Below are 20620 nucleotides of genomic sequence, written 5' to 3'. Positions count from 1 at the left end.
TCGGCGCAGGCTTCATTCCGCAAACGGGTATCGGACTCCGCTTGAGGTCCACAACGAGTACCTGAGCCGGCAGCTCGCAGCATGAAGTGATCATCAGGAAGCTGTCCGGAGAACGCGGGGCTCCTCAGACACACGCCCCGCAAGCACTTGGAGGGACTGGGTTGCCGACCTTTCGACGGCCTGGACGGCGTGGGACCCGGGCTGGGGGAGGGCGCCGGTGGTCACGCCTTGCGGGTGGACTTGCGAGTCGATTGGCGAGTTGGCTTTCCCGGTGTGGTTGATGGGCCGGTCGATGTGGTGTCCCGTACGGGGGCTTCGGCGGGAGATGGCTGCACCACGGATTGCTGCTTCTTGCGTGCCGGTGCCCTGGCCGGTGAGGGGGTTACGACCGGTTCGGGCCTGCGGGCGGGGACCTTGGCGCGGGGCGCTTTGGGCTGTGCCGCTTGGGAGACGTCCTCGAACTCGTGGGCGGCCCGGCCGCTGACGCTGCTGACGATCTGACGCCCCCGGATGGCCAGGTCGTCGTAGACCTTGGTGACTCTTGCTGCGGCGGTGTCGGCGTAGCTGCGGGCCTTGACGGGCAGTTCCTGGGTGATGGTCTCGGCCGTCCTTCCCGGCAGGGTGCGGGCGGTGCGCGGAACGTCGCGGGATCTCATCCTGCGCAGCTGGTCGACGGCGTAGCCGCCGGCGCCTGCCACGGCGCAGAACGGCTTGGATTCGGCGATCTTCTTGACTTTGTCGGTGAAATTCATCGGCCATCCTGTTCTTTCGTCTGGTACGGCATGGGCGTCCAAGCGCCCTACCGCCGCGTTCTTCGCCGGCGCGGCCTTGTCCTGATTCTTTTTCTGGAACGACTCATAGATGTCGATCAACATCCGGCGCTGCCGTCGGGTGAGGCTGGGATCGGCGTTGATCGCAGCCGACGTGCGGCCACCGGTGCCGGGCCCCTCCCTCGGTGCCTGCATGTCCAAGGCCAGGGCGGAGGAGTGCAGCACCGCGGCCAGGCCGGTCAGCAGCCGGGCGCCCGGCCGGCGCAGGACACGCTTGATCGGCCGCCAGCACGAGCCGGCCATGAGGCCGGCAAGCCGGCGCAACGCGATCGTCGCCTGCCGCCACGGATGGCGCACGGGCTCGCGGGTCGAGACGACCGGCTCGCCGCCGGGCGCATGCTGCTGGGGCCTCATGTGTTCGGTGGAGCCGCGCTGATGGCCGCCAGCGCCGAGTCGCGTTCCAGATCGATGGCGAGGTCGCCCAGCGACAGCACGCCGACCGGCCGCCCGTGGTCGAGCACGGGCAGCCGGCGCACCGTGTGCATGCGCATCAGCTCCACGGCGTACCACTCCGCGTCGTCCGGCGAGACAGTGATCAGTTTCCTGCTGCAGATGTCGCCCGCCGACACCAGCACGGGCGATAGGCCGCGCGCGATCGCGCGTACGACGATGTCGCGGTCGGTCAGCACTCCGAACAACCGCCCGTCCTCCATGACGAACACGTCCCCGACGCCGTGCTCGAGCATCTGCCGAGCCGCGGCCACCAGCGTGGAATCGACGCTCACCATCACGACATCCCTGGTCATCACGTCCCGTACGCGGCGTGTCATAGCGGTTCCTTTGCCGGTCACGTCAACGAGAGGTCGGCGAGGCCTCCCCAGCCGGTCGGCGTGCGGGAGGACACCGATACCTCCCGTTTCGTCTCTGCCCCATGCGCCGGCGCCGAAGGGCATCTCTCGCCGATTTTGCGGCCCAGAGCAGGTATCCCGGCCTTCTACAACGCCACGCAGGGGCACACAGCCTGCCCCAGACGTAAAGAGCTGTCCGGCGACAGACCCTTCGCAAAGGCACGCACCACAACATGCGTGTCGACTCACGACGTGGCGTTGCAGGTAGCTCCCAGGCTGCCGGCCGCCATGGAATGGACCTTGCGGACGGCGGCCTTTCGGTCCCGCGGGAAGGACCAGGCAGGCGTCAAGGGCCGGCCTTGACCTCCACATGGCGCGGCCTGGCCCTCTCCGCCTTCGGCACGGTCACCGTGAGCACCCCCTCGGACAACGTGGCCGACACCTGCTCGGGGTCGACCTCGCCCGGCAGGATGACCCGGTGCTCGAAGCGTCCGGCACGGCGCATGCGGCGGTGCACGCGACCGGTTGTTTCCCGTTCTTTGATCTCGCCGGTCACGATCAGTTCCCGGTCGTTCATCTCGACGTCGATGTCGTCCTTCTTCACCCCGGGCAGATCGATCTCGGCGACGTAAGCCTCATCGGTCTCCCTCAGATCGGCCAGCGGCGCCCACATCCCTTCCACCGGGCCGCCGAAGGCCGACTGGATCAGCTGGTCCATTCGGTCGTAGAGATCGTCGATCTGGGCGAACGGATCCCACCGCGCGCCCAGGGCGGTACCGGGCCGGACCATCGCCGATGGTCGGCGACGAACGGGAAGCGTCATCACACCTCACCTTCCTATGTGAATATGCGCACAACGGTCATCCATGTGGGGCGGCAGCGGGCGCCTGCCGCCACGGTCGGCCCTGGAGGGACGGGCCGGCCTGTTCCACACTCAGGCGGAACGAACGGGCCTTGAACCGGGCGTCGTCCGTGGGCCGGCCGTGCCGTGCGGCACCAGCTGAAGCCAATAGCGCCCTGGATCCCGCGGTGTCAGCCGAGCGCCTTTGGTCAGCCTCGGCCCGGGTTCCAGGGCTCACCCAAGGACCTTCCACCCGGCAGCTCATCGGATACCGACGTCCGGGCAAAACCCCCTCCTTCTTTGATCGAGGCATGTCGTTGCCCCTCGATACCGACCTGGGCTGGAGCTGATGTGTCCCAGCCGCCGCGGCAGATCGGAACAGTTCCCGCCCGACCGGCAACCTGCCCGGCTCGATACCGTCGCCCTGCGCCAGCTGGAGACTCGCCATCGCTGCCTGACCTGGGTACATCACCGGCCAGTGCGCACCTGTCAAAGGCTTCTACGAGCGATACCGCAGGGCGGCGACAGCCCATGGACGGGGAGCAGCACCCTTGCCCGCATGCTGAGCCCTGGATCGCCTACATCGGCGCCAGTTGGCGGCGGGCCATTGGCGTCGCGATATTTGACCGCCAGCGTGACAGGACTTGACTGACCGTGGCGTTGTCAGCGGATAGCCTATGGGATCACTTGTTCGCTTCTGCAGTGCTTTGTGTGAGTTGCGGTGTCTTGTTTCGGCCTGTGGCGCGAGGCTGAGCTGTCTGATACTCGACTGGCCTTGCGCGTCGATGACCATCAGGGGGTGGCCGTCCTGAGGGTGGACGGCGAGCTCGACCTGGCGACGGAGCAGATCTTCCTGCGCGCCTGCGATGATCTGCTGGCACGCGGCCAGGTCAAGATTGTCGTGGATGTGAGCAGGGTCGGCTTTTGCGACTGCACCGGCCTGAGCGCCTTCATCGCCGCGCAGCGGCGGGCCGAGGGGCGCGGCGGCTACCTGCACCTGGTCGGTGTGCAGCGTCAGCTGGCCAAGTTGCTGACTCTCGCCGAACTGGTCGACGCTTTCCCGCCGTATGCGGATCTGCGACAGGCCTGCAGCTGACCACCTCGCGCGTTGGAGCAAGAGCCGAGCCACCACGGGGTGGTATCTGATCGCTGAGGCGAGGTTTGTCAACCGATTTGCGCCTGGAGTTCCTCCTGATCGAAGCCCTGCACGAGGAAGCGGAAAGGCTGGTCGAAGGCGGTTGCATGCTCGGACACGAGGATGGTGGAATACGCGCGTCCCCGAACCGCTAGATCGTTCTGCACTGCTTGGCGGTCCCGAGCACGGCACCTACCAGCGGCCATGTTCTGGCCGCATCTGAACCTGTACCGGTGGGCGCTTCGCGCTCGACATGAGCCGCCACCTGGACCTGGAGAGCATCCCCTGCCGCCCCCTGATCAGGTCTGCTGCGATGGGGCATCCACCCGTGTCGCCTAACGCCACGGATGGATGCGATCAGCCGGTGAAGCCGTGCTTGCGCAACCTGCACGCCAGAGCGTCGATGCCGCATCTGGCCTTCCAGGCAGGGCGATTGCCGATCGCCACCAGCCCGCCGACCAGCCGCAACCTGCCGTCGATCGCTCCTGCAAGACGATCCCCTGGGGGTGCGCCGCGTAGATCGGCGTCGTCGACCGGCCGATATGCCGACAATCAGCGGGTTTGGGCCCCCGGCCATCACATGATCAACGGGAATCCGGGCAGGGGTTCACGCGAGGTGATTCCGGTGGAGGACCGCAGCCAGGGTCAGAAGGACGGACTGACAATCGGGATGTGGCACTCCGAGGTGTGCCCGGTGATCGGCCTGCAGGGCGAACCTCAGGCAGCGACCGTCGGCGACTTCTTCGACCAGATGGGACGCGTACCAGCAGCCCGGCGGCCTGGTCGGTGGTGCCGGAGATCGCCTTGACCTTGGCGGAGACGTCCACATCGCGGTAGACCTGCGGGCCGAGGGAGAGCGCCGGAAACTCGGCGGTGCCGCTTTGGCACAGCGCATGGTCTCCGCTCGGGGCGCCGGTTCGGCGCGTACCTGCCAGCTGCCGCTGTAGACCTCGGCCCCAGCCGGCACCCGGCCGGGCGGGTGGAATGCCCTCAAAGTCGAGGCGTTGTGCCGTGCCGGTGGCGTCGCCCGCTGGGTAGATCACGGTCGGGCGGCCCCACAGTTGGGTGAAGAACACCGCTGCAGCCGCACCGAGCAGGGCCAGGGCGGCCAGCAGCCACCACCAGCGCCGCCGTCTCACGCCGGTTTCACCGCACTGGCCTGAACGGCCGCGCGGAGCGCCCCCGCGAGGCGGACGGCGTGGGCCCAAAAATGCATGTAGAACAGACGCGGCTGGTCATCCAGGGCGTGCTGGTGCACCTCCACGATATCGATGCCGCCGCGGCGCAGGGCTTGGATGACCTTCTGCACCTCGCCGGCGGTCATGACGAAGTCGCCGTTGATGGCCGCTTTGCCGCCGCCGGTGGGCTGGAAGTTCAGCGCGGTGTTCACCCCCATCGCCGCGTTGACCACCCGGCCATGCGAGGTGATGGTCTCCTTGCGGGCAAAGGAGAACCTGTAGATCCCGCCCTCCTGGGTGCCCTTGGCACCCAGCGCGGCGTCGATCCTCTGGGTGTCCAAACCGAGGGGCGGCGGCGAGGACGGCGCGGCCGGGGCCGGGGTAGCGGTCTGATCGAGCGCGGAGCGGATGGCGCGGGCGATGGCCACCGGGTCCCGGCCGGTCGCGTGCAGGTGGCTCCACCACACCTCCGGCTCATGGGCCAGCAGATGCTTGTGCACCGCGGTCTGCGCGATCCCGCGGCGCTGCAGCGCGTCGGTCACCTCGGGCAGTTCCGGCTCGGTGACCACCAGGTCGCCCATCACCATCGTGGAGCCGTCGGCGTAGCGGGCGAAGGCAGCATAGGAGCCGAGCGCGAAGGGCGGCTTGATGCGCACGCCGTACGAGGTGACCTGCAGATCGCTGCGGGGGAAGCCGACCCGGTAGACGGTGCCGTCGGCCGACAGCTTGCCGGGGCGGCCCAGCGCGCGAGTCACCTGCTGCCAGTCGGCCTCGGTGGTCTTGACCATGTCGATCGGCTGAACCTGCGTGCCCTGACCCTGGTGCTGGTCGTGGACCCGGGCCGGCTGCGCCGCCTGGCCTGTCATCGTTGTGCCGCATCCAGCCACCAGGCCGCACGCCACCACCGCCGCCACGGCCATCCGTCGAACGCGTGGGGTCGCTGTCATCACACCTCCCGGAACAAAGATTGGCCTCTGCTTTCGTGGTAGTGGCCGGGGATGAAGCTCAGATGAAGCCGTGCGGGGCACGATGAATCGATGGGTCGTTCATGGGCGCTTCATGAACGCGGGGCAGGCTGGTGGGGTGATGCGGATCCTGGTGGTGGAGGACGAGCCGAAGATGCGCTCCCTGGTGCGGCGGGCGCTGAGCGAGGAGGGCCACGCCCTCGACGTGGCCGCCGACGGCGAGCAGGCGCTCGCTCTGACCGAGGTGGCCGCCTTCGACGCGGTGGTGCTTGGATGTAATGCTGCCCGGCACCGATGGGTTCGAGGTCTGCGCCCGCCTGCGCCGCCGCGGCCTGTGGACGCCGGTCCTCATGCTGACCGCCCGCGACGCCGTGGCCGACCGGGTCCGCGGCCTGGACGGCGGCGCCGACGACTACCTCACCAAGCCGTTCGAGCTGGATGAGCTGTATGCCCGGCTGCGCGCGCTGGCCCGGCGCGGCCCCGCCTCCCGCCCGACCGTGCTGCAGGCCGGCGACCTGCGCCTGGACCCCGCCACCCGTCAGGTGTGGCGTGGCACCGTCGAGATCACCCTCACCAGCAAGGAGTACGCGCTGCTGGAAGCCCTGCTGCGCCACCCCGGCACGGTCCTGACCCGCGACATGCTGATCGAACACTGCTGGGACCTGGCCAGCCGCAGCCACTCCAACGTCATCGAGGTGCACATCCGCGCCCTGCGCGACAAGATCGACCGCCCCTTCGGCACCGCCGCCATCCAGACCGTGCGCGGGGCCGGCTACCGGCTGCGCCGCGACGGCGGCACACCCCTTCAGGAGGCGCGATGAAGCATCTGCCGCTGAGGATCCGCCTCACCGCGGTCTTCACCCTCGCCATGACGGCGGTGCTGATCGGCGCCGGATACGCCACCTTGACCCACTTCCGCGAGGCGCAAGACGAGTCGATCCACCTCACCGCCCAGGCCGCCTACGAGGACCTGCGGGGCGAGCTGCTCACCGTGCTCCCGGCCATCCTGCTGGCCAGCACCTCTGGCGCCTACCTGCTGGCCGCCGCGGCCCTGCGCCCCGTTGAGCGGCTGCGCGCCCAAGCCGCCGCGGTCACCGAGGACACCCCCGACCCCCGGCTGGAGGTCCCGCCCAGCCGGGACGAGATCGCCCGGCTCGCCCACACCCTCAACACCATGCTCGTGCGGCTGCACGCCGCACTGGAACGGGAACGCCGCTTCGTCGCCGACGCCAGCCACGAACTGCGCACCCCGCTCAGTCTGCTCAAAACCGAGCTAGACCTGGCCACCCGCCGCCCCCGCGACGCCGGCGAACTCACCGCCGCCCTGACCTCGGCCCGTCAGGAAACCGACCGGCTCGTGGGCATCGCCGAAGACCTCCTGCTGCTCGCCCGAGCCGACCAGGCCCCGGCCCACACCACCGCTGTCACGCCGCTCTCACCTCTCCTTGCCAGGGTCGCCGCCCGCCATCACGAAGTATCGCTGCACTGCCCGCCGGGGCTGCAGATCCAGATGGATCCGGTCCGGCTGGAGCGAGCCGTGACCAACCTCGTGCACAACGCGCTCCACCACGGCACACCCCCCATCGAGATCCTCACCCAGACCACCGGCGGCCAGATCACCATCCACGTACGCGACCGCGGACCCGGCTTCCCGGAGACCTTCCGGCCCCACGCCTTCGAACGGTTCACCCGCGCCGACCCCGCCCGCGCCACCGGCGGCACCGGCCTGGGTCTGGCCCTGGTGGCCGCGATCGCCCGCAACGCAGGAGGCCACTACGGTGCCTCCAACCGCAGGCGGTGGCGCCGACGTGTGGCTCACCCTGCCACAGCACCATGACTCACCAGCGGAAACCACCTGAGCCGCGGCAAAGCCCGCCCCGTTAACGTCGGCCACGGTGAAAGCTGACATAGCGAAGGGCGGTCTCGACGGTGACATCGAACAGGTCGCAGATCCTGAGGACGTCGCCGGTGGCGGCCGCTTCGTCGAGGATGCGGTCCTCGCGCAGGGCCTGCGCGGAGATACCGAGGGTGGCATTGATCCAGAAGGCGCTGACCGGGCTGATCACCACGGCTGTGTCGGCGTTGATGAACATGTGCGGGTTGGCGGTTCTGGGCCACCGTCGGCGGCGTTCGTCCAGCCAGGCCGCCAGCCGGGTGCGGACGTCGGCGGCCAGCGGCTGGGAGCATCTGAGTACATCAGCGACATCCTTCGCCAGCGCAACTCCCCGAACGGCCTCACCGATTGGCAACCGGTGTGGGACGCCGAACCGGCCGGCTTCGGCCGTGGGGCGTCGGCACCGAAGACGCAGCCTGGCGGGACGGAGCAGGCTTTCCGGTCCTGCTCAGCCACCTCATCGGCGACGTCGTTTGCCATGTGATGGACACGCTGGACGACCCCGGCCGATTCACCGAGCAGAGCGCGGCCTACGTCCTTCAGTCCGTCGCCGACCTCGGCCTCGACAAGATCGGCCTCGACATCGAAGCGTCTTCCGAGGGCTGAAGGGCGGATGCGTTATCTGGTCAGCGCGGTGGAATCTGCGACAGGGACGCGGCTGGGCGATGGAGGAGCGAGGTCATGCCTCGTCTTCACCAGGGCGCCGCGCGGCCAGTTGCCCGTAGCAAGCTCCGTCGTCATAGATGCCGCCGATGTCCGGTTCCTCGATGTCCGGCCCTGCGTGGTCGTCGAGGCCGGCAGCCGGTCCGTAGCGCGCGCCGTCGTCGTAGAGACCGGTCACGTTCGCCTCCGCTCTCCGAGGGGGACGCGTCGCTCCGCTAGAACGCGGGGCGGTCGTTTCGCGCCGTCTCACAGACGTGGTTGCTCCTGGGGGGATGGGTCAACGTCGACCGCGCCGCCGGAGGAGGAGGCGCGCTCGGCCCGCAGTGCGGCTACCTCGGCGCGCAATTCCTCGCGTTGGCCGTGGAGGTCGTCGACCTGCATCTGGAGGAGGCGGATGCGTTCCTGGTCGCCTTCGCGCAGGGCACTGAGACGGCTAACTTCGGCTGTGAGATCCGCGTTCTGCTGGCGAGCTTGTCCCAGCTGCTCTGCCGAGGTCTCGAGACGGGCGTGTGCCGCGCGCCGGTCGCCATGCGCGCTCCTGGCTTCCTCCTGGGCGCTGGCCAGCTGGCGTCTGACGTTGTCGAGGTCGGCGGCGAGCTCGACGTGGCGCTGCTGCAGGCGGGCGGCACGCTGCTGCTCTTCCAGCAGTTCGTGCGAGCGCTCGCGGAGCGCCTGTTCCCGGGCTGTCAGCGCCTCCCGCAACTCGTTGCTCTGGCGTTCAACGTCCGTGAGCTGCGCGCGGACGCTTAGCAACTGTTCGTATTGGCCGTCGACGACCTTCTGCAGGTTGTCGCGGGCCGTGAGGGCCGCGCCGAGCTCCTTGCTGAGCTCGGCGCGCTTGTTCTCGATCTCGTCCCGCTTGGTCTCGGCGGCTAGCTGCGCGGCTTCGGCCTCGCGCCGCGCCAGGTCGGCGTCGGTAGCCCGCTGTAGGGCCTCACGTGCTTCCTTGGTGGCGGCCGCCGCGAGGGCGCGGTCACGTTCGGCGGCGTTACGAGCCGCCGTCTCGCGAGCGTTGGCGGCCGTGATCTGGGTCCGCACCGTGGTGCCGACGTCTTCCAGCCGGGTCAGCAGCGCATCGGTCGCCGTGGTGACCGGGCTCAGCAGCGCGCTCAGCTGACCGGGCAGGAGGGTCAGAACGGCCACCACGTCGTCGGAGGCGGAGCTGAAGTCGCTGATGGCTGCCAGGCTGAGGGCTGCCTCAGGAGCCTGATTCGTCTCGCGGCTGTTCAGGTCGGCGTGGCCCCTGCAGCAGTACTTGGGTTTCGGGCCGCGTTTGCCGGGCGGCTGCTTGGTGTAGCCGCAGCCGCTGGTCAGCTCACATCGAGTCTCGTCGTCGGTGGCCGGCTCGTGACGGCACTCCGCGCTGTGGCCGCGGCGGGTGCCCGCCGGCTCGCCAGGCGCGGCCGCCACGTCTTCGGCGCCGGGCTGCACGGGGGAGGGCGCGGCGGAGTGGCTGGAAGGGCCCTCGCTGATCACGGATCCCAGTGTAGACCTTGATCATCTTCGCAGGTATCGGACACCGTGACAGGAAGCCGACATATTGCGCCCCAATAAATTCACGTACGCGAGATAAGAAGATGAGATGAATATACGTACGTGAAAATTTTTCCTAGATCCACATGGCGAGAATCGACATTATCGCCATGTGATCGGCTAGACTGCCGCCACGGCGATCTCACAGGGAACTCCAGTCCCACCCGCGGGGGGTCGAGGAGTTGATCTTGCTCAACTCGCCACCCCGCGCCCAGATCTGACACGCGACCGTGCGGCCTACCCCACGTCTCCGAGGAGCCGACCTCACCACCGCCACGGCGGGGGAGTCGGCGTCGCTTCGGTGACGCTCGCTGGTGGCTCGATGGTCACGTCCGGACTTGGACCGGTTACACCATGGTGCTCCTGAAGAGCAAGCTGTGCAAGCCCCTTCCTCATCAAGAGTTGCCGCTCTCCTCCTTCAGTTGGCACTCCGGAGGGAAGCCACCCGCTAGACCCTCGTACCCCCCACCTTGTCCCGAGAAAGGCCCTCAACGATGACCGAGCACAAGCGCCTTGGCTCCGCCAGTGACGGCGACGGCGTGCTCACCTGCCCCTGCGGCAACACCCCCTACCAGGACGGATTTGTGCCGTCCACCAGCACCGGCGCAGCCTGGCGGTCCACCACCGAGTGGGATGGCCACTGCCGATGCACCCGATGCCACCTCCTCATCGACGCCTCACTGCGGTACCCGCGCGGACCGCTCGCGCGGCTCCTGCGGCTGCCCGACGTCCGCACCATCGATCGAGTGCCGATCAACGCAGTGACCCGTGCCGTGACCTGGTCACTCCTGATCGCGTCCGGGCCTCAGGACGGACACGACCTCGCGCGATCCACTGGCTGGAGTACCGAGGTCGTCTGCCACGTGTTGAACCGCTTGAACAAGCGAGGCTGGCTGGAGCTCGTCCAGGAATGCGGACCCAAGGTCTATCTCTCCGTCCGAGGCTTCCGGCACGGTCCCCAGATGTTCGAAGTCGGCACTGCAGCGAAGTGACGCTCATCGCCTGAAGGACGGTGGCCAAGCCGCCGCCAAGGCCGACGACCGTCGCACTACGACCTGACCTAACCCCTTCTCATGGAGCCAGCATGTCCAAGCCGCGCGTCCTAACCGATGAACAAGTCGCTAACCGTTTCGTCCGCGGGAAGGCGGCCTACGCCGGCGTGATGGAAGTCGTGTACATCGCTGCCCGGCTGGAGGTCCAGTTGGAGTCAGCGGTCACCGCACACCAGAAGGCGCACACCTTCGACACGATTGATCAGCTGATCGCAGAGGGCGCCCGACAGGCAGCCGAGGTCGCAGGCATGTGCAGGCTGATCGCCGCCGCAGTGCACCGGTACGAGTTCATGACCGCCTCGTTCGGCGACGGGGACAATCTCGACCCAGACGGCACACGCAGCCGTCACGTCATGGAATTGCTGCTGCAGCACGCCGCCGAGCACAACCGCCAACAGGACGAGCCGACACCCGGCGACGAGGAGGATCACCTGTTCTGGTGGCTGCGTCGCCGCTCCGCCTAGCGAAGCCTCCGGCTCGCTGGGATCACCCAGCCCGGCGGCGCGGAAGTGTCGGCTCCTGCACAGATCGCGCCGCCGGGCAAGATCCGCATCGACCCCACTCATAGAAAGGCCCGACAATGCCCGAGTTCCTCAACGCGCAGGTCCTGGTGCGCCCGGCGCTGTCCCCTGACACCCCTCATGACCCGCGGCTGCTCCTGACGCCGTACCGCGACGGAACCCAGCTCACTCCGGCCGACGACGACGGTGTGCTGGGCACCTACGCTGCTCTGCTGGAGCCCCTCATCGCTGGCCACCCGCACCATCGGTGGGAGTTCTGGATCTTGATCGACGACGACCTGCAGCGCGCGGTCAGCCTGGAGGCCGCGCTGCACGGGGAGGTCCAGCGCAACGGGAAGCGTCCCACCCTTGACCACGACGGCGTGCTCACCTGCGCGTGCGAGAACAGCAGCTACCAAGACGGATTCGAGACCTGCACCCGCGACGGCGCCGCCTGCCAGCCGACCATCGAGTGGAGCGGCCACTGCCGATGCATCCGCTGCGGGCGCATTATCGATGCCTCCCTGAGGTACCAGCGCGGAGCGCTCGCCCGGCTGCTGCGCCGCCCAGATGTTCGCACTATCGATCGCGTGCCGGTCAATGTGCTGACCCGAGCGGTGACCTGGTCGCTGCTCACTGTGGTAGGGCCGCACGATGCCGACAGCCTGGCCCAGTCCACGGGCTGGAGCTGCGCAGCGGTCGACCACGTGCTGGCCCTTCTGGAGGCGCGGGGCTGGCTGGAGCCCGTCCAGGAGCGCGGCACCACCAAGGTCCGCCTCTCTTCCCGCGGCTCTCAGCGCACCCACCAGTTGATCGACGCCGCGCTCCATCGCGATGGCGAGCGCGCTGTAACCAGGTGACCTGACCCCGCCCTCGACGTCCGCCCCGCAACAGCATGACCACGAGGAACACCATGTCGATCCGCCCGCTTCCCCGCCCCACCAATGTCCTCCTCGCGCAGCCATGGTGGAGTTACCGCGCGCCCACCATGCCAGCTCGTACGGGATGCGCTCACCTGACCCTGTGGAACGCCCTGCACGCTGGCGACACACCGGGCCATCTCGCCATCGTGTCCGAGACGGACACGGGCCTGTCCATCATCAACGGCGCCGACCACATCTGGGCCGAACTCACCACCCGATACGGGCACCCCCTCACCCTGATCGAGCACGTACTCCCCGGAACCACCTTCGACGGTGCCGAGCATCTGCACGAATGCTGGGTCGACCAGGGGACCCTACGCTGGCGGGCCATCTGGCCCACGCCGCCCACCAACCCAGAGCACGACCTGTACGAGGCATGGATGAACGAACACGGCCCTGGCCTCCTCAACCTGGCACGAACCACCCGATAACCCTGACGGCTATGCACTCCCGCATACCCGCACAAGATCCTTTCCCCAACGTTGACCTCCGGCCCACCGGGGCCACAGCGATACCGCGAGAACGCTCGCCGAGGTCACCTCTACGGCTGCTCGCACCGCATCTCGCTCCGCCCCAAGCCGCTACCACCGACATCTGTCCCCTTCCCTCCTGACCAGAGGAGCCGATTCCCCTTGCGACACGACACCGACCTCGAGGACCTGCGTGCCCGGGTAGCCGTCCACATCGGCGCGGCCGAGCTTCTTCCGGACGAGCGGATGCGCTGCCCGGCGTGCGGCGGCGACGACTTCGGCCCCACCTCATCCGTCTACGAACTGGCCGTCTACAAAGAGGGCTATCTGCCCGGTGTACCCCTGCTCGCGGGAGTGTGCCTGGAGGACGATTGTGGACACGTCACCGAGCCCCGCAGCACTCCCGTCGTGATGGAGTGGCTGCGCTGCCCGGGGAAGGAATGTCGCCAGAAGTTCCCGATCGAGTCTGATCCCCGGCCGGAGACCGCCGCGGCGATCGTTGAACACCTGATGATCCACCACCCCAACCTGCCGACGCTGTGGGCGATCGACCGCATGTGCACCTGGCCGACCACGGATCATTGAGATCATCCAGCCCCGGACCACGCGGGCGGATCACGATAGGAGAGACGATGAATCGAGACCGGCGCCACCCCGCCGAAGTGACCAGCGCGCGCCTCCTGAACCACCTGGAGAGGTGGCCGGACGCCTTCAACGGCGCCGACCGCGACATGGTGAGCAGGATCCGCTACATCCTGCAGGAGATCGCCGAGGGAAACCTGGGCGGCCACGGCGCTCGGCAGCCGCCCGCCTCTGCGCGCTTCCAAGCCCTCTCGGATTCGCCCTAGGACCCCCAGCCACCGATGCGTGCTTCGCTGTACGCGGCACGGCCGCCAGCATGGGGTGGCATCCCCGTCATCGACCCTCACCGGTTCAGATTGTGACCCGCGACCTTGAGCGATACCTGCAAGAGCACGTCGACGAGCTCATGTTCTTCGTCCGCGCGCCGTCCCGGAAGGTTCATGTGGTGCGCCCGCTGCGCCCCGTGGAACGACCTAACCCGGATAACATCTTCACCTGCCTGAAGCCACGCACGATCATCGCCTGTGGGCGAACGTACCTGCTCCAGTGCGACGGCGGGGACGCCGTGCCGGTCGTAGAGTTCCGCGACGAGGACCTGTGCTGGAACTGCTACCTCGCGCTCGGCTCCCAGTCAGCGCGCGCTTACCAACACCCTCAGCCAGCCGCCTGAGCCTTCTTGCCCACGCAACATCCGCGGACAGCTTGCGCCTTCGGGCAGGACCGCTGCCAGGCTCCTGCCAGAGAGCAGGCCGCCAGCCAAGATCCGCATCGGCCCTCAACCACCACTCACCGCCAGGAGAACCGACATGCGACCCGTCCCGAAGAGGATCTACCCCTACTGGCCTCTGCGTCATGTCGCCACACCTCCCATTGAATGGGAGGCCCGGTGCGGCGGCGGAATCACCGGCCGCCTGCGCGGCTGGACGCTCCATGTCGCCGCCGCTCCCGAAACGCCGTGCTCGTGGACCATCACCAGCCCTGACGGTGAGTCATGGGCGCGCGGCAGCGGCAGCACCCTCGAAGCCGCCCAGGCGTTCGCCGCCGAACGCATGGCCGCGGCGGCTGGCTGCGGGGGATGGCGCACTCCGCTGGTGCAGTCCGAGCAGGGCTGGGTGGTCGCCACCTCATACACCTACACCGCCACCAACGGTTCGATGACCGGCCCCGACACCTACGCCCCCGGCGTCATCCTGGAACTGACCCGCGGACCGTCATCGGAGCCATGCCGTCACCCCGACGACGGCGCGCAATTCCCCTCCATTCAGCACGTCGAGGATCACTTGGTCGACATCGGCGTGTACGCGCCTGTCGAGCCTCGGCCATGATGAGGTCGTCCACGTGGTCGAATGCGGCCATCTCGCCAGCACGACGCAGAGCGAGAAGAGGACTGTTGGCTCGACAGCGAAGCGATCAATCGCCGCACCATGCCGCGGTGATGAGACTGCCCGTGAAAGAGACCGCCGGGCCCGCAGCAGGTGTGATCGGCAGCTTGCCGATCTTCGTGGCGGCTCAGTATCCCTGTCATGTCGGCGATCGGCGAAGAGGCGATGATCTGTGGAAGAGGTAGAGTTTCGCGACTATCCGTGTTCGGGCATTCGCAGGTGTCCCTGGCGGAAAGACGCTGACCTGACCCAGTTCAGCGAATCCGACATGGCGTGCCTCACACAAGCTCAGCGCGGCGTCCGCCATGCTCATGGCACCCCAGAGGACGATAGAGCAGCGATGGCCGCGCTTCCCATGGCCTGCCACAAGGACTCACCGGCCAGCGTCGCCCACCCGCTACGTCTGTGTGCCGGCTGGCTCGCGGTCGTCGGCCCTCACCACACACGGATGAGGATGTACCTGGTCCTCGGTGTGCTCGCCCCGCAGGCGCTCTACCCCGACACCCGGACCTGGCCCCCGCTTCATCCCTCGCTCGCGGATCTGCTGGCCAGCCGTGATGAGCAGCTTCGTCGCGCCGGACATCCACATCGTGCCGAGACTTCGTCGCAGCCACCGATGGGGCGTTCCGGGTGGTCCCGTAACCCTCCTATGCGTCATGCCCACGCCGACACGGATAAGACCGGACATGGATGACGATCAGATCCGTGACCTGATGACCTTGATCGGAGGAGATGCCGCGACAGGGAATGCGGGAGGCTTACGCACATCCAGACGTGGGGCACGCCTGGAGTCTTGGACGATGCTGTAAAGGTTCGGCGATGTGACGCCGCCTGCTGGGGCCGTCCGTTTTCCACCACATGAGACCGGTGCATCCTCACCTCTGGTCAAGGGGTGGAGAGAGCTCCGCAGGTGCCCTCGAACGTTGCTGCCTACCGAGATGATTTGATGGAGATGTGCACCGTTTGAGCGCATAGGGGGGTTTCCATGCTCACAACCGGTGACCTCATCAAGATCTCCGTGCAGGGCCGGTCCCAGCCAACCGCGAAGCGTTTGCTGGACGAGCTAGCTGCAGACCCGGAGATTGCTGAGCTGATGACCCCGATGCCGGCCTCATCCGTACACGCCGATGAAGGCGACTTCGGCGACCTCTCGCTAGTACAGGAGTTCATCATCGTTGCCGCCGCTCATTTCACGGCGGAGAACCTGTCGGCCTCGATACGTGCGGCACTCGGCCGCTCGCAGAGTCGCAAGACGCCCGAAGAACAGGCCGAGCCAACCTCAGATCAGCACGGGACGGCCCCAACGGCCGCTGTGCAGGCTCACACCGAGGAGCCAGAGGGCACCCATGTCAGCGTGAACGTTTCCGCTGGCGGTATGACCGAGGTGACAATCCGTCACGAGCGTCCGTCTTGATTTCCACGATCTCCGGGGGTCCGCCCCCGCCTGAGCCCAATTCCGGCGGGCTCGCGTTCAGCGCGTGCCTGACGGTCACCGCTGTAGCAGGCGAACTGGACGCTGTCGAAGTGACCTACCGCCATGACGCGGAGATGGCGGGGCCGGTCACGTTGGCTCTGCCTGTCCACCAGCTGGCCCGAACCGGCTTCGAAAAATCCCTGCGCCAGAAGGACACACCTGACCTCGCCGCGGCGGCTCACGAGTACGGGCTGATCTTGCGTAAGGCGCTGTCTGACGTCCTCGAAGCACCCGTCGCCGAGGATCCGCGAGCACCACTACTAATAGTGGTCACAGGGCCACCTCATGTGCATCGCTGGATGTGGGAGACGGTGCGGGTCCTAGCTCCGCGCAGCAAGTCGTCCGTGCCACGCGTCGCGGTCGTTCACATGCCGGATGAGCCTCTCGTCGACCTCTTGCAGGCCTTCGTACCCCCAGCGCCCGTAACTGGACGTGTCATCTGGATCGGGGCACGCCCGCGCGGGGAGGCAGATCTGCCGCGCTACCTCGTGCTTGGGCCGGTCGCGCGCTGGATCTTGGAGACCAGATCCGGTCTCCGCTTCGCGGCCGCCCGCTCCACGGCGACGGAGGCCGAGATGCGCGCCCTCGTCTCGCCAACGTCCGCACCGACAAACCTCACCCTTTGCCATCTCGACGCGCATGGCTCTTCACGACTGCGGGTCGGGGGGAGTGACCGACTCACCGTTCCGGAGTTCGCTTTCGAACTACACAGTGGAACCACCGATGGGTCCGAATCGGCCAAGGCCGACTCCGCTCTGGTGGCCGATCGCCTGCTGGCCGAGGCCTTGCGCGAGGTAGGCTGTGATCTCTTCATGACCAACGCTTGTTTCGGCGCCCAGCAGCGTGGCCTGATGGACTTCCCGTTTCCTGCCCAACTCATCCGCCAGGGCCGTCGGCTGGTGGTCGCGGCCCGTGAGCCGATTCAGGGCCGCGCCGCTGCGGTGTTCTTCGATGCGCTGTACGAGCAGCTGGCCATGGGACGTACAGTCCTGGAGGCGTACACGGAGGCGGGGACCCGGCTAATCCGCTCGGCGCTGAGCCCGCCTAAGGGCGAGCCACTGCCTGTAACGGCCTGGGACCTGGCGGCACGGTGGGCGGTCCAGCCGGTTTTGTGGGCAGGCAGCACCGAGGACCTCGGAATCCGCTTCGCCCCAGGTTCTGATCCCCCGCCCGCTGCTGGCGCTGGCCCCACAACCGAAGGCGTCGAATACCTCGCCACAGCGGGAGTTGGCGGAGAAGTCGCCACGGCTCTCGCCGCCGTGGAGGATGCAGCCTGGGACGGCCACAGTTGCCGGCTCGTGTCCTCGGGCCACTCATGTGACCTCTCCGCGGCCTCCATAGAGTCCCTAGACGGCCTTGCGCGCCTTCTATTCGTTCCATCTCCAGGTCAGGCTGAGGAACTCACCTACGCCGTGGGCACATTGGAGGAAGATGAGCGGCTTTCGCTGATTACACCCCGCTTCTCCGGCGAGCCCGCCCTCCTGGAACTTCTCAGCCATCTGGTTCCGGGAGATGTGACCTACCTCAACGCACTAGCCGCCGACAGTGACGGAAACGCGGCCTGGGCACTACTGCGAGCCTTGTCCTTTGGCCCGCATCCCGTCGGCGCGCCGCGTGACCAAGCCATGCGGGCCAGCGAGCTCCTTGAACACCTGTGGCCGCCAACGGAGGGGTTCGTCCCTCCTCGGACACGTCTGGCCGCAATGCTGAGCGGTCGAACCCAAGCCGAGATCGCACAGCAGGTGCTCTACACCGGGACTGCACTCAATCTCGCCCTGCCGCTCCTCGGTTACCAGATCAACACCATCTCCGCCGCGCCGGTTCCCCAGTTCTGCTGGGGTTCCAGTGAGGCCTTCTTGTCCCTCGTGCGTACCAAGGCGGTAGCGGTGGCTGCCGTGGGGGAGAAGGCTGCGTATAGCCTGGCGTTTCCATGGATTCAGTTGGCCGTACGTCAGACTCTGAGCCCGTTGGACGTAGGGATGTTCTGGGCTTCTACACTGCGCAGGGCAAGTGATTCGCCCGACAACACAGAATCAGACGAAGCCGAGTTCGATGCTGACGTCGCAAGATGGACCACAGGCACGAAGCTCGCATGTCTCTCCTGGCTGGCGCATGCGGTGGCCGCGCGCCAGATCGGTCTCATCAACTCCCGCGTCCTGCGCTGGGGACTGCATATTGTGTCGGCTCTCAGCCGGGGTGCCGCCCTCGCCCTGCTGGAGCGTTTTCACCAAGGCCTGCCCGAGTGGCAGCCGCTCGAGGAGCCGGCGCGGACGGAGTACGAGCAGCTCACCGACGAGTGGGAACGGTGGGACCGGGACCCGCAGGACAGGATGGACCGGAACCCGCACGATAATTTGGAGGACCTCTCCCAGGTCGCCGAGTATGCGGTGAGCCTCTTGCACAGGGGCCAGTCAGGAAAGGTCCTGGAAATCACGGACCCTCTAGTGGCGGAAAGACACGGCGAACTCGACCTGAACCTGATCAAGCTCCACGCGTATGCGCTGGCCCGCCAGGGGCGACTGCCCGAAGCGATGACCTCGGTCGCGCCTCTGATTGCCCGGATGGGCCGACTGGACCTTTGGGACCAGTGTGAACTACTGCATCTTCTGGGCGAGTTGAGTGAGCATCAGGGACGTCAGGAGCGGGCGGTGCGGTACTTCCTTGAGGAGCGGGCCCTCAACCCACCTGCCCTGCATCGGAGGCTGCATAACCGCCACCATCTCTACACGGCGTTGCATGCGTGCCCGTCTGCTGACCGGGGGCTCACCTTGGATACCGCGCTCGAGGGGCTCGAGCTGGCCCGGCAGGCGGAGAACACCAAGCTAGTGGTGTTCCTCGCGGAGGAGGCCGTGGCGATCTCCTATCGCGGGGACGGCTGGCGCGCACGGCTGGCCCGAGTGCTGGACGCGGTTGGCGACGACCCAGCTCTGCGATCCAGCCGCCGAGTGGCGTTGGGGCGTGCCTTGTACAACCTACAGTCCGATGGGGATCATCCGACGGAGACGGAGCTACTCCGGGAACTCGCCGCAGGCAGGGACGAGGTGGCGGCCGAGGCGAGCCAGGTTCTCGGTCAGCTGGAGGGGATTCCGCTGGATGAGCGGACCGCGGTGCTGCGGGCGGGCGCCAATCTGGAGACTGGGTCGTCGAGTGGCTGCGCTGCACTGCTGCTCGGCCTTCTATGGCAGCAGGGGGACTTCGAGGCGCTCGCCGAATTGGCTGGCCTCGGCGAGGTCCGTGAGGACTTTCGGGCTGCGTCGCATCTGGCGTTGGCGCGGGTGGCGCATGCGGAAAGTGACATACCCGGCGCAATCGAGCACCTGGCAAGGGGGAACGCGCTGACCGACGTCGCATCCCTAGCCCGCTCGCTCTCGGTAGATCTTGACTTCCTCACCGATGAGGTGGTGGAGCAGGCCGAGCAGCGGACGGGCGAACTGTTGGTCGAACAGGTCAAGCACCTGCTTGGGAGTAACGAGGGTGAGCCGCCGCTGCCCGGTGTCTCACTGGTGGAAGCGCTCGACGGTATCTCCCAGTACGAGTCGGCGCCCGATGTCCCGCTGCACCTCTCCATAGAGAACATACTGCGCTGGGCCTCCGAGCGCGCCTGGGACCGCGGAGAGCTGAAGTCGGCAGCTGTGGCCAGGCATCACCTCTGCGACCTGCTTGCCCGGGCCGGCCCGCAACGACGCGGTGATTGGGCGTACGAACTCAGCTGGCTGGCCACGCTGTTGAAGCAGCAGGGCCGGGTAGGCGAGGCGGAGACTCTGTTCCAACAGGCAGCCGAGTCGGGCCGTGAGGTCCTAGATGCACTGCTGCACGCCAATGTAATCGGGCGGTACGGAAATCTGCTGCACCAGATCGGCGAGTATGAGGCGGCCGTTCACGTGCAGTGGCAGGCCGTTCGGGCCCTACGCCCGGAAATGGGACTACCGGAACGGCCTGCTGAAATGGACGCGGACGCGCTGAGCGCCGCCCTGGCGCCGCGCGGGAACGGCTACGAGGAAACAGTACAGTGGGCGCAGCTGGTGACGAACCTGACCAACTGCCTCAAGGATGCCGGTCATATAGTCCTGGCCTCGGTGGCCTCGGCCCGTGCAGGTGAGGCCCTGGTGTATGCGCTTCCGTACGTGCAGGATCCGGAGCACGATGCGACCTTTTCGGAGGTCGAGCGGACTTGGAACCAGCTGATGGCGCAGTTCAGGGCACTGGCAGCGCGGCTACGTGCCGCGTCAGGCCAGAGTGTCGACCGCCCGTAAGAGGGCCGCAGTCTTAAGGCCGACGCATTTGCCGAAAGGCCGCACCTGGCGAACCGACTCCCATAACCACCCGCGGCTGGCCTACTTGCCTTACGTGGCTAAACCGACCTTCAAGCGGCTGACCAGCAAGAACGCTTGACAACCCCAGATAACGATG

Annotated in this window: 23 protein-coding genes and 1 pseudogene; 16 read left to right on the top strand and 8 right to left on the bottom strand. The window is 67.3% G+C overall.

Annotation, left to right across the window (positions count from 1 at the left end; translation table 11 throughout):
* Positions 1-221 precede the first annotated feature (221 nt).
* The 3 genes from ID574_RS57790 to ID574_RS57780 all read right to left on the bottom strand — a co-directional run bounded on the left by ID574_RS57790 (position 222) and on the right by ID574_RS57780 (position 2441).
* The gene (locus tag ID574_RS57790; RefSeq protein ID WP_188197592.1) at positions 222-1184 is read right to left on the bottom strand and encodes a hypothetical protein; all 963 of its coding nucleotides are present in this window, start codon (positions 1182-1184) and stop codon (positions 222-224) included.
* The gene (locus tag ID574_RS57785) at positions 1181-1600 is read right to left on the bottom strand and encodes a CBS domain-containing protein (protein WP_188197591.1); all 420 of its coding nucleotides are present in this window, start codon (positions 1598-1600) and stop codon (positions 1181-1183) included. Before ID574_RS57785 ends, ID574_RS57790 begins: the two co-directional genes overlap by 4 nt.
* 364 nt (positions 1601-1964) lie before the next feature.
* On the bottom strand, positions 1965-2441 hold the full coding sequence (locus tag ID574_RS57780) for an Hsp20/alpha crystallin family protein (RefSeq protein WP_188197590.1): 477 nt from the start codon (positions 2439-2441) through the stop codon (positions 1965-1967).
* 793 nt (positions 2442-3234) lie between these two features.
* Between ID574_RS57780 and ID574_RS57775 the strand changes: the two genes are divergently transcribed.
* A complete protein-coding gene (locus ID574_RS57775; protein WP_188197589.1) occupies positions 3235-3555 on the top strand; it encodes an STAS domain-containing protein in 321 nt (106 codons plus the stop codon).
* A gap of 396 nt (positions 3556-3951) precedes the next feature.
* Here ID574_RS57775 and ID574_RS57770 read toward each other — a convergent pair whose 3' ends face one another.
* Entirely contained in the window at positions 3952-4146 is a 195-nt protein-coding gene (locus tag ID574_RS57770) for a hypothetical protein (RefSeq protein ID WP_188197588.1), read from the bottom strand.
* A 583-nt stretch (positions 4147-4729) separates the two neighbouring features.
* Positions 4730-5686 (bottom strand): DUF1259 domain-containing protein, encoded by a 957-nt coding sequence (locus ID574_RS57765; RefSeq protein ID WP_223168165.1) that lies wholly within the window; start codon positions 5684-5686, stop codon positions 4730-4732.
* Between the two features lie 115 nt (positions 5687-5801).
* Between ID574_RS57765 and ID574_RS62640 the strand changes: the two are divergent.
* The 3 genes and pseudogenes from ID574_RS62640 to ID574_RS57755 form a co-directional block, all read left to right on the top strand.
* Positions 5802-5954 (top strand): annotated as a pseudogene (locus tag ID574_RS62640) (hypothetical protein); the annotation flags it as partial.
* Between the two features lie 61 nt (positions 5955-6015).
* The gene (locus ID574_RS57760) at positions 6016-6558 is read left to right on the top strand and encodes a winged helix-turn-helix domain-containing protein (protein WP_270094326.1); all 543 of its coding nucleotides are present in this window, start codon (positions 6016-6018) and stop codon (positions 6556-6558) included.
* Positions 6555-7574, top strand: a complete 1020-nt coding sequence (locus tag ID574_RS57755; protein WP_188197587.1) for a sensor histidine kinase — start codon at positions 6555-6557, stop codon at positions 7572-7574. Before ID574_RS57760 ends, ID574_RS57755 begins: the two co-directional genes overlap by 4 nt.
* A gap of 43 nt (positions 7575-7617) precedes the next feature.
* On the opposite strand, the gene ID574_RS57750 is transcribed toward ID574_RS57755, so the two are convergent.
* Positions 7618-7830 carry a hypothetical protein gene (locus ID574_RS57750; protein ID WP_188197586.1) on the bottom strand — a complete coding sequence of 71 codons (213 nt, stop codon included), beginning with the start codon at positions 7828-7830 and terminating at the stop codon, positions 7618-7620.
* A gap of 149 nt (positions 7831-7979) precedes the next feature.
* Here ID574_RS57750 and ID574_RS57745 point away from each other — a divergent pair, with 149 nt between their 5' ends.
* A complete protein-coding gene (locus tag ID574_RS57745; protein ID WP_188197585.1) occupies positions 7980-8237 on the top strand; it encodes a hypothetical protein in 258 nt (85 codons plus the stop codon).
* Between the two features lie 73 nt (positions 8238-8310).
* On the opposite strand, the gene ID574_RS57740 is transcribed toward ID574_RS57745, so the two are convergent.
* Together ID574_RS57740 and ID574_RS57735 are read right to left on the bottom strand one after the other, a co-directional pair.
* Positions 8311-8472, bottom strand: a complete 162-nt coding sequence (locus ID574_RS57740; protein ID WP_188197584.1) for a hypothetical protein — start codon at positions 8470-8472, stop codon at positions 8311-8313.
* A gap of 68 nt (positions 8473-8540) precedes the next feature.
* On the bottom strand, positions 8541-9770 hold the full coding sequence (locus ID574_RS57735; protein ID WP_188197583.1) for a coiled-coil domain-containing protein: 1230 nt from the start codon (positions 9768-9770) through the stop codon (positions 8541-8543).
* Between the two features lie 551 nt (positions 9771-10321).
* Between ID574_RS57735 and ID574_RS57730 the strand changes: the two genes are divergently transcribed.
* The 11 genes from ID574_RS57730 (at position 10322) to ID574_RS57685 (ending at position 20463) form a co-directional block, all read left to right on the top strand.
* Positions 10322-10819: a hypothetical protein gene (locus tag ID574_RS57730; RefSeq protein ID WP_188197582.1), complete on the top strand. Its 498-nt coding sequence runs from the start codon at positions 10322-10324 to the stop codon at positions 10817-10819.
* A 92-nt stretch (positions 10820-10911) separates the two neighbouring features.
* Complete coding sequence (locus ID574_RS57725) at positions 10912-11343, top strand: hypothetical protein (RefSeq protein WP_188197581.1); 432 nt, start codon at positions 10912-10914, stop codon at positions 11341-11343.
* Positions 11344-11459: 116 nt separating this feature from the next.
* Positions 11460-12239 (top strand): hypothetical protein, encoded by a 780-nt coding sequence (locus ID574_RS57720; protein WP_188197580.1) that lies wholly within the window; start codon positions 11460-11462, stop codon positions 12237-12239.
* A 53-nt stretch (positions 12240-12292) separates the two neighbouring features.
* A complete protein-coding gene (locus ID574_RS57715) occupies positions 12293-12733 on the top strand; it encodes a hypothetical protein (protein WP_188197579.1) in 441 nt (146 codons plus the stop codon).
* Positions 12734-12934: 201 nt separating this feature from the next.
* Positions 12935-13357: a hypothetical protein gene (locus ID574_RS57710; protein ID WP_188197578.1), complete on the top strand. Its 423-nt coding sequence runs from the start codon at positions 12935-12937 to the stop codon at positions 13355-13357.
* A 47-nt stretch (positions 13358-13404) separates the two neighbouring features.
* Positions 13405-13620, top strand: a complete 216-nt coding sequence (locus tag ID574_RS57705; RefSeq protein ID WP_188197577.1) for a hypothetical protein — start codon at positions 13405-13407, stop codon at positions 13618-13620.
* 92 nt (positions 13621-13712) lie between these two features.
* Positions 13713-14024 carry a hypothetical protein gene (locus ID574_RS57700; protein ID WP_188197576.1) on the top strand — a complete coding sequence of 104 codons (312 nt, stop codon included), beginning with the start codon at positions 13713-13715 and terminating at the stop codon, positions 14022-14024.
* A gap of 136 nt (positions 14025-14160) precedes the next feature.
* Complete coding sequence (locus tag ID574_RS57695; RefSeq protein ID WP_188197575.1) at positions 14161-14679, top strand: hypothetical protein; 519 nt, start codon at positions 14161-14163, stop codon at positions 14677-14679.
* Positions 14680-14908: 229 nt separating this feature from the next.
* Positions 14909-15430, top strand: a complete 522-nt coding sequence (locus tag ID574_RS63330; RefSeq protein WP_223168164.1) for a DUF6283 family protein — start codon at positions 14909-14911, stop codon at positions 15428-15430.
* Between the two features lie 291 nt (positions 15431-15721).
* Positions 15722-16150 (top strand): hypothetical protein, encoded by a 429-nt coding sequence (locus ID574_RS57690; protein ID WP_188197574.1) that lies wholly within the window; start codon positions 15722-15724, stop codon positions 16148-16150.
* Positions 16147-20463, top strand: a complete 4317-nt coding sequence (locus ID574_RS57685) for a tetratricopeptide repeat protein (RefSeq protein ID WP_188197573.1) — start codon at positions 16147-16149, stop codon at positions 20461-20463. The genes ID574_RS57690 and ID574_RS57685 overlap by 4 nt, the downstream gene beginning before the upstream one ends.
* The last annotated feature ends 157 nt before the right edge of the window (positions 20464-20620 follow it).

The sequence above is a fragment of the Nonomuraea sp. SYSU D8015 genome (assembly GCF_008065375.1).
Classification (GTDB): Bacteria; Actinomycetota; Actinomycetes; order Streptosporangiales; family Streptosporangiaceae; genus Nonomuraea.
The sequence above is the reverse complement of the archived record's forward strand: the minus strand, read 5'-3'. Positions and strand labels throughout refer to the sequence as shown.

Coding starts and splice junctions, on each gene's coding strand:
- ID574_RS57730 (WP_188197582.1), top strand. CDS start 10,322: ATGACCGAGCACAAGCGCCTTGGCTCCGCCAGTGACGGCGACGGCGTG.
- ID574_RS57695 (WP_188197575.1), top strand. CDS start 14,161: ATGCGACCCGTCCCGAAGAGGATCTACCCCTACTGGCCTCTGCGTCAT.
- ID574_RS57690 (WP_188197574.1), top strand. CDS start 15,722: ATGCTCACAACCGGTGACCTCATCAAGATCTCCGTGCAGGGCCGGTCC.
- ID574_RS57715 (WP_188197579.1), top strand. CDS start 12,293: ATGTCGATCCGCCCGCTTCCCCGCCCCACCAATGTCCTCCTCGCGCAG.
- ID574_RS57720 (WP_188197580.1), top strand. CDS start 11,460: ATGCCCGAGTTCCTCAACGCGCAGGTCCTGGTGCGCCCGGCGCTGTCC.
- ID574_RS57725 (WP_188197581.1), top strand. CDS start 10,912: ATGTCCAAGCCGCGCGTCCTAACCGATGAACAAGTCGCTAACCGTTTC.
- ID574_RS57705 (WP_188197577.1), top strand. CDS start 13,405: ATGAATCGAGACCGGCGCCACCCCGCCGAAGTGACCAGCGCGCGCCTC.
- ID574_RS57760 (WP_270094326.1), top strand. CDS start 6,016: ATGCTGCCCGGCACCGATGGGTTCGAGGTCTGCGCCCGCCTGCGCCGC.
- ID574_RS57755 (WP_188197587.1), top strand. CDS start 6,555: ATGAAGCATCTGCCGCTGAGGATCCGCCTCACCGCGGTCTTCACCCTC.
- ID574_RS57750 (WP_188197586.1), bottom strand. CDS start 7,830: ATGTTCATCAACGCCGACACAGCCGTGGTGATCAGCCCGGTCAGCGCC.
- ID574_RS57790 (WP_188197592.1), bottom strand. CDS start 1,184: ATGAGGCCCCAGCAGCATGCGCCCGGCGGCGAGCCGGTCGTCTCGACC.
- ID574_RS57785 (WP_188197591.1), bottom strand. CDS start 1,600: ATGACACGCCGCGTACGGGACGTGATGACCAGGGATGTCGTGATGGTG.
- ID574_RS57780 (WP_188197590.1), bottom strand. CDS start 2,441: ATGACGCTTCCCGTTCGTCGCCGACCATCGGCGATGGTCCGGCCCGGT.